Genomic DNA, 16809 nt, shown 5'->3' with positions numbered 1-16809 from the left:
TTGTCACAACCCATCAGGTGTAATACCCTCAATGCGGCTTTGCCCCCCATACCACCAACAAGGAGGTCTCCATGAACACGGAAGTCATCTGGAATTTTCTGTCCACCCAAGGCGCTGACTTTGGCTTGAAGATCCTGGGGGCGATTGCGGCCTGGGTCATTGGCCGCTGGTTGATCGCCCTGGCCGTGCGCTTGATCGGCACCGCGCTGGAAAAAGGCAAGAAGATCGACGCCACGCTCACGCAGTACCTGCGCTCCATCATCTCCGTCTTGCTGACGCTGGTGCTGGTGCTGGCGATTCTGGACATCTTCGGCGTCAAGACCACCTCGTTTGCCGCCTTGCTCGCCGGTGCCGGTCTGGCCATCGGGGCCGCCTGGAGCGGCATGCTCGGCAACTTTGCCGCTGGCCTGTTCCTGCAGGTGCTGCGCCCCTACAAGGTGGGCGATTTCATCAGCGCGGGCGGCACGCTAGGCACGGTCAAGGAGTTGGGCCTGTTCGCCACCACCATCGTCACGCCCGACAACGTCATCACGGTGGTGGGCAACAACAAGGTGTTCGGCGACAACATCCAGAACTTCAGCGCCGAACCCTATCGGCGTGTGGACTGCGTGGCCAAGGTGGCCAACAGCGTGGATGTGCAAGACGCGATCGCGCGTCTGCGCCCGGCCATCGCCGCGATCCCCAACGTGAAAGACAGCCCCGCGCCAGACATCGAGATTCTGGAGTTCACCCCCGAAGGGCCCAAACTGTGCGTGCGCCCCTACACCCACACCGACCACTACTGGCAGGTGTACTTCGACACCCACAAGGCCATCGTCGCCACCTTCGCGGCGGCAGGCTACCCCGTGCCGGAGACGCCGGTGGTGCACCGCACGGTCTGAGGCATCGCTGACTCGTGCCGCCACCGTCCTGCGGTGGTGGCTCAATCCGCCAGGATCTCGGCCACGCGTGCCTGCAACACGGGCACGACCTGCTCGTCAAACCATGGCTGCTGTTTGAACCAGCGGTTGTTGCGCGGACTGGGGTGCGGCAAAGGCAGCATCTGCGGCCAATGGCGACGCCATGCCATCACCGCATCGGTGACCGACGGCGCCGCGCCGCCCTCCGGGCGCGGCCAATGCCAAGCCAGGGCGTACTGTCCCAGCACCAGGACGAGCTGCACCTGAGGCATGGCCGCCAGCAAGGGGGCACGCCACGCAGGCGCACACTCCGGCCGTGGCGGCAGATCGCCTGTGGCACCGGTGCCCGGATAGCAAAATCCCATGGGCAGGATGGCCACGCGGCGTGCATCGTAGAACTGCTCCCGCGACACCCCGAGCCAAGCCCGCAGCCGGTCGCCGCTGGCATCGTCAAACGGAACGCCACTGAGATGGACCTTGCGGCCCGGTGCCTGACCGGCAATCAGGATTCGCGATTCGGCATGGGCCTGGAGCACCGGGCGTGGCCCCAAGGGCAAGCTGCCCGCGCACAGGGTGCACGCCCTCACCCGAGGCAACAAGGCGTCCATCTCGGCACTGCCCCCCGGCCCCGCCGTGCCCTGCGCCCGCTCGGGCGAGGGGCGCTGCTCGGTATGCCTTCGAACGGTGTGGGTCGACATGGCTGCCGCCTTTCCCTGAGACAGGCTGACAAAGGTATTCAGGCTACCCGCGCCCACTGCCGGCGGTCAAGGCCGCACCGCATGAACCGCGTCAGCCTCCGAGGTATGCGGCCTGCACCTGCGGATTGCCCAGCAGCTCCCGCGCCGGGCCCGACAGCACGCACTCACCCGAGTCGAGCACATAGGCCCGGTCGGCCAACTCCAGCGCGCGGTGGGCGTTCTGCTCGACCAGCAGCACGGTCACGCCCTGCTGCGACACATCGCGCACCACCTCAAAAATCGTGTCCACCATGATGGGCGACAGGCCCATTGAGGGCTCGTCGAGCAGCAACAGCTTGGGACGCGCCAGCAGCGCGCGGCCCATGGCCAGCATTTGCTGCTCGCCACCCGACAAGGTGCCGGCCAGCTGCTTGTGGCGCTCTTTCAAACGCGGGAAGCGCTGGTACACGGCCGCAATGTCGGCCTCCACCTCACCGTCCTTGCGCAGGTAAGCGCCCATGCGCAAGTTCTCGTCGATGGTCATGCGGGCGAAGATGCCGCGCCCTTCGGGCACCATCACCAGGCCCTGGCTGACCAGGTCCCAGGGGCCTTGGCCGATCAGGCTCTGGCCCTGGTAGCGCACCTCGCCCGACTGGGGCTGGAGCAGGCCGCAGATGGCCTTGAGCGTGGTGGTCTTGCCCGCACCGTTGGCACCGATCAGGCTGACCAGCTCACCCGGGTGCAGCACCATGTCCAGGCGCTTGACCGCCTGGATGCCGCCATAGGCCACATGCAGATCGCGCACGGTCAGCAAGGGTTCATCGGCGCTCGAAGAAACAGAAACAGGGGCAGACAGCGTCATCGCAAGGCACTCAAGCAGGCTGGTGGGACTGGCCCAGGTAGGCCGCGATCACGGCCGGATCGCGCTGCACATCGGCGGGCAGACCATGGGCAATGCGCCGCCCCTGGTCCAGCACCGTCACCTGGTCGCACAGGCCCATCACCAGCTTCACATCGTGTTCGATCAGCAGCACGGCGCGCCCCTGGGCGCGGATGCGCTCGATCAGCTCGCGCAACTGCACCTTCTCGGTGGCGTTCATGCCCGCGGCCGGCTCGTCCAGCGCCAGCAGCTTGGGTTCGGTGGCCAGGGCGCGGGCAATCTCCAGGCGGCGCTGGTCGCCGTAGCTCAGCGTGCGCGCGGTCTGGTGGTGCTTGCCCGACAGGCCCACAAAATCCAGCAAGGCCTGGGCATCGCGGGTGATCAAGGCTTCTTCGTGCATGAAAGCACGCGTGCGCAGCAAAGCCTGCCACCAGCCCACCTTGGTACGCACATGGCGCCCCACCCGCACATTGTCGAGCGCCGACATGTCGGCAAACAGGCGGATGTTCTGGAAGGTGCGCGCAATGCCCGCCTGTGCCACCTTGTGCACCTCGGTCGGCCGGTAGGCGCGCCCCGCCAGCGTGAAGCGCCCCCGGTCGGCCGGCACCAGCCCGGTGATCACGTTGAAGAAGGTGGTCTTGCCTGCGCCGTTCGGGCCGATCAGGCCATGCACCTGCCCCGGCTCGATGGTGAGCTCGACCTCGCTGAGCGCCTGCAAACCGCCAAAGCGTTTGGACACGCCGGACACCGTCAACAGCGGGGTGCTCATGCGCGGCCTCCCTTGGCCTCGTCCGGGATCAGGCGGTCTTCCGGATTCGGTGAGGGCCACAAGCCCCGTGGCCGCGCCAGCATGATGCCGATCATGGCCAGCGCGATCAGCAACTGGCGAAGGATGGATGCGTCCAGACGGCCACCGGTGAGCGCTTGCAAGGGCCCCGCCACATGGCGCAGCACCTCGGGCAAGGCGGCCAGCAGGAAGGCGCCCAGGATCACGCCAGGGATGTGCCCCAGGCCGCCCAGCACCACCATGGCCACCACCAGCACCGACTCCTGCAGGCTGAATGATTCGGGCGAGACGAAACCCTGGAAGCTGGCGAACAGCACCCCGGCTACGCCACCGAACATGGCACCCAGGCCGAAGGCCAGCAGCTTGAGGTTGCGCGTGTTCAGACCCATGGCCTTGGCCGCGATCTCGTCTTCACGGATGGCGATCCAGGCGCGGCCCAGACGCGAGTCGTGCAGGCGCAGGCTGATGACCACGGCCAGCACCACCACCGCCAGGAACAGGTAGTAGTACAGCGTGACCGAGTACAGCGTGAAGCCCCCGATGTGGAGCGACTCGCCCAGGTTCAGCGAGCCGATGTGGATGGGCTCGATGCTGCTGATGCCCTTGGGGCCATTGGTGATGTTGACCGGCGCATCCAGGTTGTTCATGAACACGCGGATGATTTCGCCAAAGCCCAGCGTGACGATGGCCAGGTAGTCACCACGCAGCTTGAGCGTGGGCGCGCCCAGCAGCACCCCCGCCATTGCAGCCACGCCCGCCCCCAGCGGGATGGCTGCCCAGATGGGCAGATGCAGGCCATTGGGGAACATGGCCGCCACGGCCGGCAGGTTCTCCACCAGGTGCGGCGACGCCAGCAGCGCGAACAGATAGGCACCCACCGCATAGAAAGCGATGTAGCCCAGGTCCAGCAGGCCGGCAAAGCCCACCACGATGTTCAGGCCCAGGGCCAGCAAGATGTAGAGCAAGGCGGTGTCGATGATGCGCACCCAGGCCTCGCCCACGCCTTGCAAGGCGAGGGGCAAAACGGCCAAAGCCACGGCACTGATCAGGAACACCTGCAAACGGTTCTTCAACATGGCTCGCCCCCTCACGCCCGGTCGGCCACGCGCTCGCCCAGCAGACCGCGCGGTCGCAAGGTCAGCACCAGGATCAGCACCGCGAAGGCGAAGATGTCTTGGTAGTGGCTGCCCAGCACGTCGCCCGTCAGCTCACCGATGTAGCCCGCGCCCATCGCCTCGATGACGCCCAGCAGCACCCCACCCACCATCGCACCGCCCAGGTTGCCGATGCCGCCGAACACCGCTGCCGTGAAGGCCTTGAGGCCTGGCAGGAAGCCCATGGTGTGCTGCACCGAGCCGTAGTTCGCGGCCCACATCACCCCGGCCAGGGCGGCCAACGCTGCGCCGATGATGAAGGTGGCCGAGATGACCTTGTCAGGCTGCACGCCCATCAGTTGCGCCACACGCGGGTTCTCGGCGGTGGCGCGCATGGCGCGACCCAGCTTGGTGCCGTGGATCAGCGCCAGCAGCCCCGCCATGGTCAGCGCCGTCACCACCAGGATCAGGATCTGCACCAGATTGATCGTGGCGCCCATGAACTCATAGGGCTCGTCGTTGAGCAGGATGGGATAGGGCTTGTAATCGGGCTTCCAGATGATCATCGCCATCGTCTGCAAGAGCAGCGACATGCCCATGGCCGTGATCAGCGGTGCCAGGCGGGGCGCATTGCGCAGTGGGCGGTAGGCCAGCTTCTCAATGGCGTAGTTCAGCGCCATGCACACCGCCATGGCCGCCACCAGCGACAGGCTCAACAGCACCCAGCCCGGCCAGCCAGTGTCGCCCAGCAGGGTGACCACCGTCCAGCTCACCAGCGCGCCCACCATCAGCACCTCGCCGTGGGCGAAGTTGATGAGGTTCACGATGCCGTACACCATGGTGTAGCCCAGGGCCACGAGCGCATACATGCTGCCCAGCACCAGGCCATTGATCAGTTGTTGAATGAAGATGTCCACGATCCGTGAGGCATGCAAAAAGCCCGCCAGGCAGGTCGCAACCAGCAGGCGGGCTGTATCGAAATCAATGCCTGGGATTATCGGCCATCAAGACCAGGGCACACCCCCGGTGATCCCCTGCATCCAGGGTGCGTCAGAACGGCAGGCGGTACTTCAGCATCCCCAGGAACTGCGAGACCATGCGGCGCTTCAGGCCGGTGTACGGCGGGTAGAACAGCATCTTGGCGGCGTTGATGGCACCGCCCTTGAGCACGCCGCGCTCATGCGAGAAGGTCTTGAAACCGAACTCGCCGTGGGCGTTGCCGATGCCGGAGTTGTTGACCCCGCCAAAGGGCAGATTGCCCTGCGCGTAGTGCAGCACCACCTGGTTGATGGCCACGCCACCCGAACTGGTCTGCGCCAGAATGCGGCGCGTGCGCACCTTGTCCTGGCTGAACACATACAGCGCCAGCGGCTTGGGGCCTTCGTTGATCTGGCGCACCACCTCGTCCACGTTGCGGAAAGTGAGGATGGGCAGCAGCGGCCCAAAGATCTCTTCCGACATGATGGCCGCATCGCGGGGCACCTGGTCGAGCAGCGTCGGTGCGATGTAGCAGCCGGCCACGTCCACCTCGCCACCGGTCAGCGTGCGCGCGCCCTTGGCCACGGCGTCTTGCAGCAGCCCGGCAATGCGCTGGGTGTGACGCTGGTTGATCACCCCGGTTAGGTCGCGGCAGGCACGCTGTGCCTCGGGCGTGGCACCGTAACGCTCGGCCAGCACCTGGCGGCATTCGGCCACGAAGCGCTCTTTCACGCTCTCGTGCACGAACACGTGGTCGGGCGCCACACAGATCTGGCCGCAGTTGGTCAGCTTGCCCCACAGCATCACCTCGGCAGCGTTGCGCACATTGGCCGTCTCGTCAACGATCACGGGCGACTTGCCCCCCAACTCCAGCGTGACGCTGGTGAGGTGCTTGGCCGCTGCCGCCATCACCACCTTGCCCACGGCCGGCGAGCCGGTGAAGAAGATGTGGTCAAACGGCAGCTCCAGCAGCGCCGTGGACGTGGGCAGACTGCCCTCGAACAGCGCCACTTCGTTGGACGGGAAGGTGTCGGCAATCACCTGGGCCATCACGGCGCTGACCGACGGCGTCATCTCCGAAGGTTTGAGGATGACGGTGTTGCCGGCCGCCAGCGCCGACACCAGGGGGCCGAAGCACAGGTTGAGCGGGAAGTTCCACGGCGAGATGATGAGGCAGCGGCCACGCGGCTGGTACTCGATCCAGCTTTCGGTGAACAGCGTGCCAATGGTCGGGCGCACGCGCTTGGGCTGAGCCCATTTCTTCAGCGAGCCGATGGTGTGGCGGATCTCCTCGAGCACCGGCATGAACTCGGTGCCGTCGACCTCGATGGCGGGCTTGCGGTAGTCCTTCTCGAACGCCGCGTAGAAGTCGGCGCGGCGGGCCAGCATGGCCTCGCGCAGCTTCTTGAGGCGTGCGATGCGCTCGGCAATCGTCGATTCGCGCCAGGCCAACGAGGTGGCCAGTTGCGAGTCGAAGACCCGGCGGATGTCCGCGGGATCGGACTCCCCGGTCTTGGGATCGACGAGGTGCATCACGGGTCGGGTCATGAGAACTCCAGATTCAACAAATGAGATCGGCCAGTGTCATCAGGGTGGGCGTCCCACCCGCTGAGATCAGGCCTTCTTCGCCTTGGCAGAGACCGCCTTCTTGGCGGGCACCTTTTGGGCGGGGGACTTCTTGGCCGGTGCCTTTTTGGCAGCCACCTTGACGCCAGCAGCCTTCGAGGTCGTCACGGTCTTGGCGGGGGCCTTCTTGCTCACCACGGCTTGGTTGGCTGCGGCCTTGGGCGTCACCGCCTTTTTCACCGCGGCCTTCTTCGCCACGACGGGCTTGGCGGCTGGCTTGGCCGCTGCCTGTGTCGCCGCCTTCTTGGCTGGCGCCTTGGGCGCGGCAGCCGGCTTCGCCGGCGCCTTCACGGGTGCTTTCACAGTCGGCAACTTCACCGCGGTCTTCTTGGCCACCGGCTGGGCTGCGCCCACCTTCTTGGTCGCCGGCACGCGCACGCCCTCGGCGCTGAGGCCCGCGCGGATCAGGCGCTCGGTCAAGGCATTGAGGTTCCCGCCTTCCTGCTCGGCCAGGGCACGCAGACGCTGCACCAGCTCATCCTTGAGCTTGCAGGCAAACGGCACCAGGCCGGCCGCATGGTCCAGGCGGCGCTGCTCCCGCCGGTCGGGCACGGCGGTCGAGGCCACGCCAAACCGCGTCGGCACCGGCGCCTTCTGCACGCCCTCGCGCAGCTTGATGGCTTTGTTCTTTTCCAGGTCGGTTTTCTTCATGCTCATGGCGAGGCGGTCCCCTCACGGGACAAAATAGAGGTCGGGCACGCGGATCGCACCGTATCTGAAAACAGCGTGATCCACAATCCCGAGATTGTGCACGGTGAAACCCCTCTTGTGCCCCGTGCACACCTCCCCAACAACCCTGAATCGCCCCCACCATGGCCCTGCAACAAATCACCTTCCCCCTGCGCGGCGAATTCATCACCCTCGACCGTCTGCTCAAGGCCTGCGGCCTGGCCGAAAGCGGCGGACGCGCCAAGACCATGGTGGCCGAAGGCATGGTGCAGGTTGATGGCCGCGACGAGCTGCGCAAGACGGCCAAGATCCGCGGCGGCCAGGTGGTGAGCCTGCACGGTGCCCGCATCAAGGTGCTGCCCGATCCTGATCTGGATCAGGTTTCCCCCGACAACGGGGATTGACCCGAGGCCACGCCTCGCCGCTTGAGGCACGATGCAGGATTCCCACAAGGAGAAAACCGATGCCGAACATCTACGCGCAAGATCTGCCCAAAAACGACGCCAACTTCGCAGCCCTGACCCCTCTGCTGTACCTGGAGCGCTCGGCGCTGGTCTACCCTGACCGCCTGGCCATCGTCCACGGCGCCCTGCGCCAGACCTGGTCGCAAACCTATGCGCGCTGCCGCCAGCTCGCCAGCGCCTTGCAGCAGCACGGCATCGGCAAGGGCGACACGGTGGCCGTGATGCTGCCCAACACGCCCCCGATGGTCGAGGCGCACTTCGGCATCCCCATGTCGGGTGCGGTGCTCAACACGCTCAACACACGCCTGGACGCCGAAGCGCTGGCCTTCATGCTTGACCATGGCGAGGCCAAGGCCGTCATCGTCGACCCCGAATTTGCCGCCGTCATGAGCCGCGCGCTGGCCATGCGCCAGTCCACCCACCCGGTGCTGGTGATCGACACCGAAGACGCGCTGTACGCCGGCACGGTGCAACGCATCGGCAGCCAGACCTACGACGACTTCGTGGCCACCGGCGATGCCCAGTTCGCCTGGCAGCTGCCCGACGACGAGTGGGACGCCATCAGCCTGAACTACACCTCGGGCACCACCGGCAACCCCAAGGGCGTGGTCTACCACCACCGCGGTGCGGCCCTCAACGCCATCTCCAACATCCTGGAGTGGGACATGCCCAAGCACGCCGTCTACCTGTGGACGCTGCCCATGTTCCATTGCAACGGCTGGTGCTTCCCCTGGACGGTGGCGGCGCGTGCGGGCGTCAACGTCTGCCTGCGCCGCGTTGACCCCAAGGCCATCTTCGATGCCATCCGGGCTCACAAAGTGACCCACCACTGTGCCGCCCCCATCGTGCTGTCGGCCATGATCGCCGCGCCGGATGCGCTCAAGCAGGGCATCACCCACCAGGTCAAGAGCATGGTGGCCGGTGCCGCGCCCCCTGCCGCCATGATCGAAGGCATGGAGCAACTGGGCTTTGACCTGACCCACGTGTACGGCCTGACCGAGATCTATGGCCCGGCCTCCGTGTGCGTCAAGCACGAGTCCTGGGATGCGCTGGACGTGGGCGAGCGCGCCCGCCTGAACGCGCGCCAGGGCGTGAACTACCACCTGCAGCGCAACGTGAGCGTGATGGACCCGCTGACCATGCAGCCCGTGCCCTTTGATGGCGAGACCATGGGCGAGATCATGTTCCGCGGCAACATCACGATGAAGGGTTACCTCAAGAACCCCAAGGCCACGCAAGAGGCCTTTGCCGGCGGCTGGTTCCACACCGGCGACTTGGCCGTGATGTACCCCGACGGCTACGTCAAGATCAAGGACCGCAGCAAGGACATCATCATCTCGGGCGGCGAGAACATCTCGTCCATCGAGGTGGAAGACGTGCTCTACCGCCACCCCGCCGTGATGGCCGCCGCCGTGGTCGCCAAGCCTGACCCGAAGTGGGGCGAGACACCCTGCGCCTTCATCGAACTGAAGGCCGGTGCCCAGGTCACCGCCGAAGACATCGTGGCGCACTGCAAGGCCCACCTGGCCGGCTTCAAGGTGCCCAAGGCCGTGGTGTTTGGCGAGCTGCCCAAGACCTCGACCGGCAAGATCCAGAAGTACGAGCTGCGCAAGGTGGCCGGCTCGGCCGATGCCATCGACGTCTGAGGACCCGCGCGTGAACACCCCTTCCCTGAAAGACCAGGTCAGCGCCGAAGAATGGCAGCTGCGCGTGGACCTGGCCGCCGCCTACCGGCTGGTCGACCTGTATGGCTGGAGCGATCTGGTCTTCACCCACATCTCGGCGCGCATCCCGGGGCCCGAGCACCATTTCCTGATCAACCCCTACGGGCTGATGTTCGACGAGATCACGGCCTCCAGCCTGGTCAAGGTGGACTTGCAGTGCAACAAGGTGATGGACTCGCCCTTCCCGGTCAACCCGGCGGGCTTCAACATCCACAGCGCCGTGCACGAGGTGCGCCACGACGTCGGCTGCGTGATGCACACCCACACGGTGGCCGGCGTGGCCGTGTCGGCGCAGCGCGAGGGCATCTTGCCCATCTCCCAACAAAGCACCTTCGTGCTGGGCTCGCTGGCTTACCACGACTACGAGGGCGTCGCCTTCCGCGAGGAAGAGAAGCCCCGCCTGCAGGCCGACCTGGGCGACAAGCGCTTCCTGATGCTGCGCAACCACGGCCTGCTGGTGGCCTCGCGCACCATCGCCGACGCCTTCCTCAACATGTACCTGTTCGAGAACACCTGCCGCATCCAGCTGGCGGCACAGTCGGGCGGGGCTGCGCTCACCGAGGTGGACCCTGGCATCATGGCGGGCGTCTCGCGCGCGAGCAAGGTGCAGACGGGTGGTCAGGGCGGCAACTTCGTGTGGCCCGCCCTGATCCGCAAACTTGACCGAGTGGACCCCAGCTACCAGACATGAAGCAGATTTGGATCGTCAGCGGCCTCGTGGTCGCGGCCTTGGGCGCCAGCGCCCTCATCGTGGGGGGCGGCATGTGGTTCGGCCACAGCGACACGCCCACCACCACACAAGACATGCCCTGGCAGGTGAGCGCCCTGCCCGGTGGCGGCAGCCAGGTGCTGGGTCTGACCCTGGGCGAGGCGTCCCCCGGTCGCAGCACCCTGGGCGATGTGCTGCAGCGCTGGGGCGACAAGGTACAGGTCGCTATCGTGGCCGCACCCAACGAGGCCGGTACGCTGGAAGCCTATGTCGACCCGATGCAGGCTGGCTTCATCAGCGGCAAGGCCATCGTCACGGCCCACCTGCCGCCGGATGTCATCCAGGGCATGCGCGAGCGCGCGACCAAGACGGAATACATGGGCGGCACCACGCGCAAGGCCACGCTGTCCAGCGCGGACCTGGCCGAGGCGCTCAAAGCCCCGGTCACCGCCGTGAGCTTCATCCCCGCCGCCAACCTCGACGAAGACATCATCCTGAGCCGCTTCGGCCAGCCGGCCCAGCGGGTGCGCAGCAATGGCCACCTGGAGCACTTCCTGTACCCCGACAAGGGTCTGGATCTGGCGCTCGACAGCGAAGGCAAGGAGTTGCTGCAGTACGTGGCGCCCGCCGAGTTCGAGCGCCTGCGTCAGCCTTTGCTGGCCGCCGCCGCTTCGGCCCCTTCAGCGCCCTGATCGGCCCGCCGTCCCAGCCTCCCGGCTGGGGCAGCGACGCCATGCGGTCCGCTCACTTGGCCGCGTAGCGGGCCTTGATCTCGCCGATCTCGCGGTCCTTGGCTTCCCAGATGCCCTGGATCCAGGTCTGCACCGTGGCGCGGCTGGGCGCCTGGCCCCGCTCGTCCACCAGCACTTCCTTGGGAATCTTCACTTCCTTGACGGTCACCACCACCTCGTCCACACGGCCCATCAGCAGGTCGGTGAAGGTGGGCACACCGTGTGGGTAGACGATGGTGATGTCGAGCATGCAGTCGAACATCTCACCCATGGTTTCCAGGGCCATGCCCACGCCGCCGCTCTTGGGCTTGAGCAGGTGCTGATACGGCGAGCGTTGCTGGTCGTGCTTGGCCTTGGTGAAGCGGGTGCCTTCCATGAAGCTGATCACCGAGGTCGGGATGACCTTGAACTTCTCGCAGGCCTTGCGCGCCGTCTCCAGGTCCTTTTGCGCGCTGCCACCGCCCTTGCGCTTCATGAACGGGAAATCGAGCGCCCACCAGCACAGGCCGATCACCGGCACCCAGATCAGTTCCTGCTTGATGAAGAACTTCAGCAGCGGGATGCGGCGGTTGAACACATATTGCAGCACCAGGATGTCCACCCAGCTCTGGTGGTTGCTGCTGACCAGGTACCAGCCCTTGGGGCGGTGCCCCTCATGGCCCGACAGTTGCCAGCGGGTGTGGCCCACCATGTCGATCCACCAGTTGTTGACGCCAATCCAGCTCTCGCCGATGCCGTTGATCACGGCATCGAAGACGCGGCGCGCCGGTTTGAACGGCAGCAGCAGCTTGAGCAGGGCAAACGGCATCATCAGGGTGAAGCCAATCAAGGTGCTGCAAGCCAGCACCAGCGAGGCAAAAGTGCCCTTGATGATTCGGACGAACTGAGACATGGGGTGAGACAGACGCCAAGCGTCTTTTCCGAAAAAGCGACAAGGCGGGATTATGTGCACAGATGTGCACCAATTGCGCAATCCCCCTCAAGGCCGGGAGAGCGGACCCCGTGTCATCGGGGCACTCCGCTGGCATGATCACCCCATTGACACATGACTGTGGCAAGCTGGCACGTTGTCTTGTCCTGGCCCGCCCTCTCTCCTTTTTTCGCATGAGCACCACGCCCAAACCCGTTCTCGACGCCGACATGCTGCGTCGCCTGCAAGACGACGCCATCGACAGCTATGACGAAGAGCTGGAGATGGAGGTCGATGACCGCCTGCTCGAAGGCACCATCGGCATGTCGCCCGAGGCCCGCGACCTGCGCCGCCTCTACTTCCGCGAGCTGTTCCGCCTGCAGGGCGAGCTGGTGAAGCTTCAGGACTGGGTGGTGGCAACCGGCCAGCGCGTCGTTGTCATCTTCGAAGGCCGGGACGCGGCCGGCAAGGGCGGCACCATCAAGCGCATCACCCAGCGCCTGAACCCGCGCGTGTGCCGTGTGGCCGCCCTGCCCGCGCCCAACAACCGCGAAAAGACCCAGTGGTACTTCCAGCGCTACGTCGCCCACCTGCCCGCTGCCGGCGAGATCGTGCTGTTCGACCGCAGCTGGTACAACCGCGCCGGCGTCGAGGCCGTGATGGGCTTTTGCTCCGACGACGAGCTCGAAGAGTTCTTCCGCTCGGTGCCCGAGTTCGAGAAGATGCTGGTGCGCAGCGGCATCCGCATCATCAAGTACTGGTTCTCGGTGTCCGACGACGAGCAGGAGGCGCGCTTCCTGGGTCGCATCCACGACCCGCTCAAGCAGTGGAAGCTCAGCCCCATGGACCTGGAAAGCCGCCGCCGCTGGGAGGACTACACCCGCGCCAAGGAGGTGATGCTCGAACGCACCCACATTCCTGAAGCCCCCTGGTGGGTCGTGCAGGCGGTGGACAAAAAGCGTTCACGCCTGAACTGCATTGCCCACCTGCTGTCCCAGTTCGATTATCACGAGATCGAGCACGAGCCGGTGCAACTGCCCCCTCGCGAGCGCCGTGAAGACTACATCCGCCAGCCGGTACCGGCGAGCATGTACGTGCCCGAGCTGTACTGAAACCTGCCAGCGCGGCCGCTTGTGAGTCGCCAGGGGCTTGGGCCGGATGCCCCTGCATCGGCGCAGACAGGCCCGCTCGCGCTACTCTTGAGGGTTTGATCCCTGGCGGAGACCTTGTTGTGCTGAGCTGGTTTGAAAATCTGGTCGATCCGTACCCGGCGGCGCCCCCGAAAACGCCCCCCAAGGGCTTCTTCGCCTTCCTGTGGGCCGGCACGCACGGCATGCGCCGCTACCTGCTGTGCATGACGCTGCTGACCGCCTCCATCGGCGCGTTCGAAGCCTTGCTGTTCAGCATGCTCGGCAACATCGTCGACTGGTTGGGCGCCACACCCCCCGGCGAGTTCTGGACGAGCTCGCGCTCCACCTTGCTGGGGCTGGCCGCCGTGCTGCTGCTCAGCCCCCTGGCCGTGATGCTGCAGACCATGCTCAAGCACCAGGCCCTGGCCGGCAACTTCCCGATGCGGCTGCGCTGGAACTTCCACCGCCTCATGCTCGGTCAGAGCATGCACTTCTACCAGGACGAGTTCGCGGGCCGCATCGCCACCAAGGTCATGCAGACCGCGCTGGCGGTGCGCGACACCTGCTTCATCGTCGGCGACATCCTGGTCTTCACGGTCATCTACTTCGTCACGATGACGGCGGTGGTGGGCAGCTTCGACGCCTGGCTGCTGCTGCCCTTCCTGGGCTGGCTGGCGCTGTACGGCAGCGCCGTGCGCTTTTTTGTGCCGCGACTGAGCCGCATGGCCAAGTCGCAGGCCGATGCCCGCTCACTGATGACGGGCCGCATCACCGACGCCTACACCAACATCGCCACCGTCAAGCTGTTCTCGCACGCGCACCGCGAGGCCGGCTATGCCCGCTCGGCCATGCAGGAGTTCATGAAGACCGTGCACGGCCAGATGCGCCTGGTCAGCGGCTTCGAGGTGGTCAACCACACGCTTAGCATGTTGCTGATCCTGTCGACCGCTGGCGTGGCCTTGTGGCTGTGGACGCAAGGCCAGGTCGGCATCGGTGCCGTGGCCGCCGCCACCGCGATGGCGCTGCGCCTCAACGGCATCTCGCACTGGATGATGTGGGAGGTGGCCTCGCTGTTCGAGCACATCGGCACCGTGGAGGACGGCATCAACACCCTGTCGCGCCCGCACAAGGTGGTGGACGCACCCGACGCCACCCCGCTGCAGGTCTCCCAGGGCGACATCCGCTTCGAGAACGTCGGCTTCAGCTACGGTGGCGATCGCACCGTCATCGAGGGCCTGAACCTGCACATCCGCCCCGGCGAGAAGATCGGGCTGGTTGGGCGCTCGGGCGCGGGCAAGTCCACCATCGTCAACTTGCTGCTGCGCTTCCATGACGTCGAGCACGGCCGCATCCTGGTCGATGGCCAGAACATTGCCCAGGTCACGCAAGACAGTCTGCGCGCCCAGATCGGCATGGTCACACAGGACACCTCGCTGCTGCACCGCTCGGTGCGCGACAACATCCTCTACGGCCGCCCCGATGCCGGCGACCCCGAGATGATCGAGGCCGCGCGCCGCGCCGAGGCCCACGACTTCATCCAGGCCTTGAGCGACCCCAAGGGCCGCACCGGCTACGACGCGCACGTCGGCGAACGTGGGGTGAAGCTCTCGGGTGGTCAGCGCCAGCGCATCGCGATTGCCCGTGTGATGCTCAAGGACGCCCCCATCCTGCTGTTGGACGAGGCCACGAGCGCGCTCGACTCCGAGGTCGAGGCCGCCATCCAGGCCAGCCTCTACCGCCTGATGGAGGGCAAGACCGTCGTGGCGATCGCCCACCGCCTGTCCACCATCGCTGCCATGGACCGCCTGATCGTGCTGGACCAGGGGCGCATCGTCGAACAAGGCACGCACGCCGAGTTGCTGACCCAGGGCGGGCTGTATGCGCGCCTGTGGGCTCACCAAAGTGGCGGCTTCCTGGGCGAGGAAGACACCGGGGACATCGCGCCCTCGGTGCCCTGAAGCCCTGCTCCGTGCGGCCTCAGCGAGCGAGTCGACGCTCGGGCAAGGCCACGCCTTCGGCCTTGGCCACCGTGGCCAGGGCCTCTTCCATCAAGGCCCGCGCGTGCCCGGCCACGCGGTACAGGTAGGCGTGCAAGGTGACATCGGCCGGCTGGCGGCTTTCGCAGTCAGCGCTGTAGGCCTCGAACTGCCCCAACATGGTCACCAATTCAGACAGGTGCTGCGGACACTCGCAGGCCACGCGGGGCATGGACTGTGCCAGGCTGACCAGCCCCGGCGCATCAAAGCGCGGCGGCGGCGCCGGGTCTGGCAAGGTGCGCAGCGCCTCGGACACGCTCTGCCAGCCACGCACGGTGTCCACCAGCGCCTGACTCAGCTCATGCGGGGCCAGCGGCGAGCGGCGCAGGATCACACCGCGCGCCCGCAGCGCTTCGAGCACCTGGCTGTTGGCAAAGCCGTAGATGACGCACATCTGCCGCGCATTGACCAGCTTGGTCAGACGCACCAGCCAGTCCACCGTTTCCATGTGCAGTGCGCCCAGCTCGGCCACCACCATGTCGGCCTGGAGATGCTGCACGCGCAACTCGGACTGCGGGCTGGCGTCCAGACTGCCGACCACATCCAGTTCAGGCACGGCCTCCAGTGTGGTGCGCCAGCGCGTGCCGGCGTCCGGCCCCACCAGCAAGACCCTCAAGCGCGTCAAGGCGTCGGCAGCACGAGGAGCCGGGCGCGCAGCCACCGGCGCCGCCGAGCGCTGCAGCAAGCCTTCGGCCTGCTCGGCTTCGTGCAACAAATCCTGCAACTGCGGCGTCTGCATGCGCGCCAGCATGCCGATGCCATGGCCCTTGTTGACCAGTTGTTTGATCAAGACCAAGCGCCGCACGTCTTGACTTGAGTAAAGTCTATGACCAGAAGCTGCTTGTGCAGGGCCCACAACCTGATATCGTCTCTCCCAGACCCGGAGGGTGGCGACCGGGATGTTGACCATGCGGGCCGCGGCACTGCTGCGGTATCGTGGGGTGCTGGCATCCGCCAGCGAGGCATCTTGTTCAGTCATGCATCACCTTCAAGGTTCAATGACCTCAAATTGAAAACGTACAACGCATTCTGATACGGTCACAATCGAAATGACCGGTCAGAATGTGAGTCAAACCAAGGTCAAACTCTTTTCCTTCATCCCCACTGGAGAAAACACATGAGCACACGTCGCCAATTCATGATGACCCTCGTTCCGGCTGCTGCAGCCCTGTCCGCCGTGACCGGTGCGCGCGCCCAGGCTGCCAAGATCGATGAGAAGGATCCGGCCGCCGTCGCCCTGGCCTACAAGCACGACGCCACCAAGGTGGACGCCAAGGCCAACCCGACCTACAAGGCCGGCAACAACTGCGCCAACTGCCAGTTCTACCAAGGCAAGGATGCCTGGGGTGCCTGCCCGATGGTCGGCGGCAAGCTGGTCAACGGCAAGGGCTGGTGCAAGGTCTGGGCCAAGAAGGCCTGATCGGTCTCACGCTCCACTGACCGCGATGCACCCGCACGCGGTCAGACACAAAAAAGCCCGCTGCAAAGCGGGCTT

The 16809-nt window shown here is 65.9% G+C and carries 17 protein-coding genes; 8 read left to right on the top strand and 9 right to left on the bottom strand.

Annotation, left to right across the window (positions count from 1 at the left end; genetic code table 11):
- Positions 1-71: 71 nt before the first annotated feature.
- Complete coding sequence (locus tag RBT42_RS04390; RefSeq protein WP_320362643.1) at positions 72-881, top strand: mechanosensitive ion channel family protein; 810 nt, start codon at positions 72-74, stop codon at positions 879-881.
- A 41-nt stretch (positions 882-922) separates the two neighbouring features.
- Here the strand turns inward: RBT42_RS04390 and RBT42_RS04385 are convergent, their stop codons facing one another.
- The 7 genes from RBT42_RS04385 to RBT42_RS04355 all read right to left on the bottom strand — a co-directional run bounded on the left by RBT42_RS04385 (position 923) and on the right by RBT42_RS04355 (position 7598).
- Entirely contained in the window at positions 923-1507 is a 585-nt protein-coding gene (locus tag RBT42_RS04385; protein ID WP_320362654.1) for a uracil-DNA glycosylase family protein, read from the bottom strand.
- A gap of 181 nt (positions 1508-1688) precedes the next feature.
- Positions 1689-2438 (bottom strand): ABC transporter ATP-binding protein, encoded by a 750-nt coding sequence (locus tag RBT42_RS04380; RefSeq protein WP_320362642.1) that lies wholly within the window; start codon positions 2436-2438, stop codon positions 1689-1691.
- A 10-nt stretch (positions 2439-2448) separates the two neighbouring features.
- Positions 2449-3225 (bottom strand): ABC transporter ATP-binding protein, encoded by a 777-nt coding sequence (locus RBT42_RS04375; RefSeq protein ID WP_320362641.1) that lies wholly within the window; start codon positions 3223-3225, stop codon positions 2449-2451.
- Complete coding sequence (locus RBT42_RS04370) at positions 3222-4319, bottom strand: ABC transporter permease subunit (protein ID WP_320362640.1); 1098 nt, start codon at positions 4317-4319, stop codon at positions 3222-3224. Before RBT42_RS04370 ends, RBT42_RS04375 begins: the two co-directional genes overlap by 4 nt.
- 11 nt (positions 4320-4330) lie before the next feature.
- Positions 4331-5254 carry a branched-chain amino acid ABC transporter permease gene (locus RBT42_RS04365; protein ID WP_320362639.1) on the bottom strand — a complete coding sequence of 308 codons (924 nt, stop codon included), beginning with the start codon at positions 5252-5254 and terminating at the stop codon, positions 4331-4333.
- A gap of 133 nt (positions 5255-5387) precedes the next feature.
- Complete coding sequence (locus RBT42_RS04360; RefSeq protein ID WP_320362638.1) at positions 5388-6863, bottom strand: aldehyde dehydrogenase family protein; 1476 nt, start codon at positions 6861-6863, stop codon at positions 5388-5390.
- 66 nt (positions 6864-6929) lie between these two features.
- Positions 6930-7598 (bottom strand): hypothetical protein, encoded by a 669-nt coding sequence (locus RBT42_RS04355; RefSeq protein ID WP_320362637.1) that lies wholly within the window; start codon positions 7596-7598, stop codon positions 6930-6932.
- 155 nt (positions 7599-7753) lie between these two features.
- On the opposite strand from RBT42_RS04355, the gene RBT42_RS04350 reads away from it, so the two are divergent.
- From RBT42_RS04350 to RBT42_RS04335, 4 genes are read left to right on the top strand one after another with little or no spacing between them, the layout of a single operon-like run.
- Positions 7754-8014, top strand: a complete 261-nt coding sequence (locus tag RBT42_RS04350) for an RNA-binding S4 domain-containing protein (protein WP_320362636.1) — start codon at positions 7754-7756, stop codon at positions 8012-8014.
- 59 nt (positions 8015-8073) lie between these two features.
- Positions 8074-9720: an acyl-CoA synthetase gene (locus RBT42_RS04345; protein ID WP_320362635.1), complete on the top strand. Its 1647-nt coding sequence runs from the start codon at positions 8074-8076 to the stop codon at positions 9718-9720.
- Positions 9704-10489: a class II aldolase/adducin family protein gene (locus tag RBT42_RS04340; protein WP_320362634.1), complete on the top strand. Its 786-nt coding sequence runs from the start codon at positions 9704-9706 to the stop codon at positions 10487-10489. The genes RBT42_RS04345 and RBT42_RS04340 overlap by 17 nt, the downstream gene beginning before the upstream one ends.
- The gene (locus tag RBT42_RS04335; RefSeq protein ID WP_320362633.1) at positions 10486-11199 is read left to right on the top strand and encodes a hypothetical protein; all 714 of its coding nucleotides are present in this window, start codon (positions 10486-10488) and stop codon (positions 11197-11199) included. Before RBT42_RS04340 ends, RBT42_RS04335 begins: the two co-directional genes overlap by 4 nt.
- A gap of 52 nt (positions 11200-11251) precedes the next feature.
- Here RBT42_RS04335 and RBT42_RS04330 read toward each other — a convergent pair whose 3' ends face one another.
- Positions 11252-12130, bottom strand: a complete 879-nt coding sequence (locus tag RBT42_RS04330; RefSeq protein ID WP_320362632.1) for an acyltransferase — start codon at positions 12128-12130, stop codon at positions 11252-11254.
- A 212-nt stretch (positions 12131-12342) separates the two neighbouring features.
- Here RBT42_RS04330 and ppk2 point away from each other — a divergent pair, with 212 nt between their 5' ends.
- Positions 12343-13260 carry a polyphosphate kinase 2 gene (gene ppk2, locus RBT42_RS04325; protein WP_320362631.1) on the top strand — a complete coding sequence of 306 codons (918 nt, stop codon included), beginning with the start codon at positions 12343-12345 and terminating at the stop codon, positions 13258-13260.
- A gap of 119 nt (positions 13261-13379) precedes the next feature.
- On the top strand, positions 13380-15236 hold the full coding sequence (locus RBT42_RS04320) for an ABC transporter ATP-binding protein (RefSeq protein ID WP_320362630.1): 1857 nt from the start codon (positions 13380-13382) through the stop codon (positions 15234-15236).
- 19 nt (positions 15237-15255) lie between these two features.
- Here RBT42_RS04320 and RBT42_RS04315 read toward each other — a convergent pair whose 3' ends face one another.
- Positions 15256-16293: a MerR family transcriptional regulator gene (locus RBT42_RS04315; protein ID WP_320362629.1), complete on the bottom strand. Its 1038-nt coding sequence runs from the start codon at positions 16291-16293 to the stop codon at positions 15256-15258.
- A gap of 138 nt (positions 16294-16431) precedes the next feature.
- Here RBT42_RS04315 and RBT42_RS04310 point away from each other — a divergent pair, with 138 nt between their 5' ends.
- The gene (locus tag RBT42_RS04310) at positions 16432-16734 is read left to right on the top strand and encodes a high-potential iron-sulfur protein (RefSeq protein ID WP_320362628.1); all 303 of its coding nucleotides are present in this window, start codon (positions 16432-16434) and stop codon (positions 16732-16734) included.
- Positions 16735-16809: the final 75 nt, after the last annotated feature.

It is taken from the genome of Aquabacterium sp., from assembly GCF_034003525.1.
Classification (GTDB): domain Bacteria; phylum Pseudomonadota; class Gammaproteobacteria; order Burkholderiales; family Burkholderiaceae_C; genus Aquabacterium.
The sequence above is the reverse complement of the archived record's forward strand: the minus strand, read 5'-3'. Positions and strand labels throughout refer to the sequence as shown.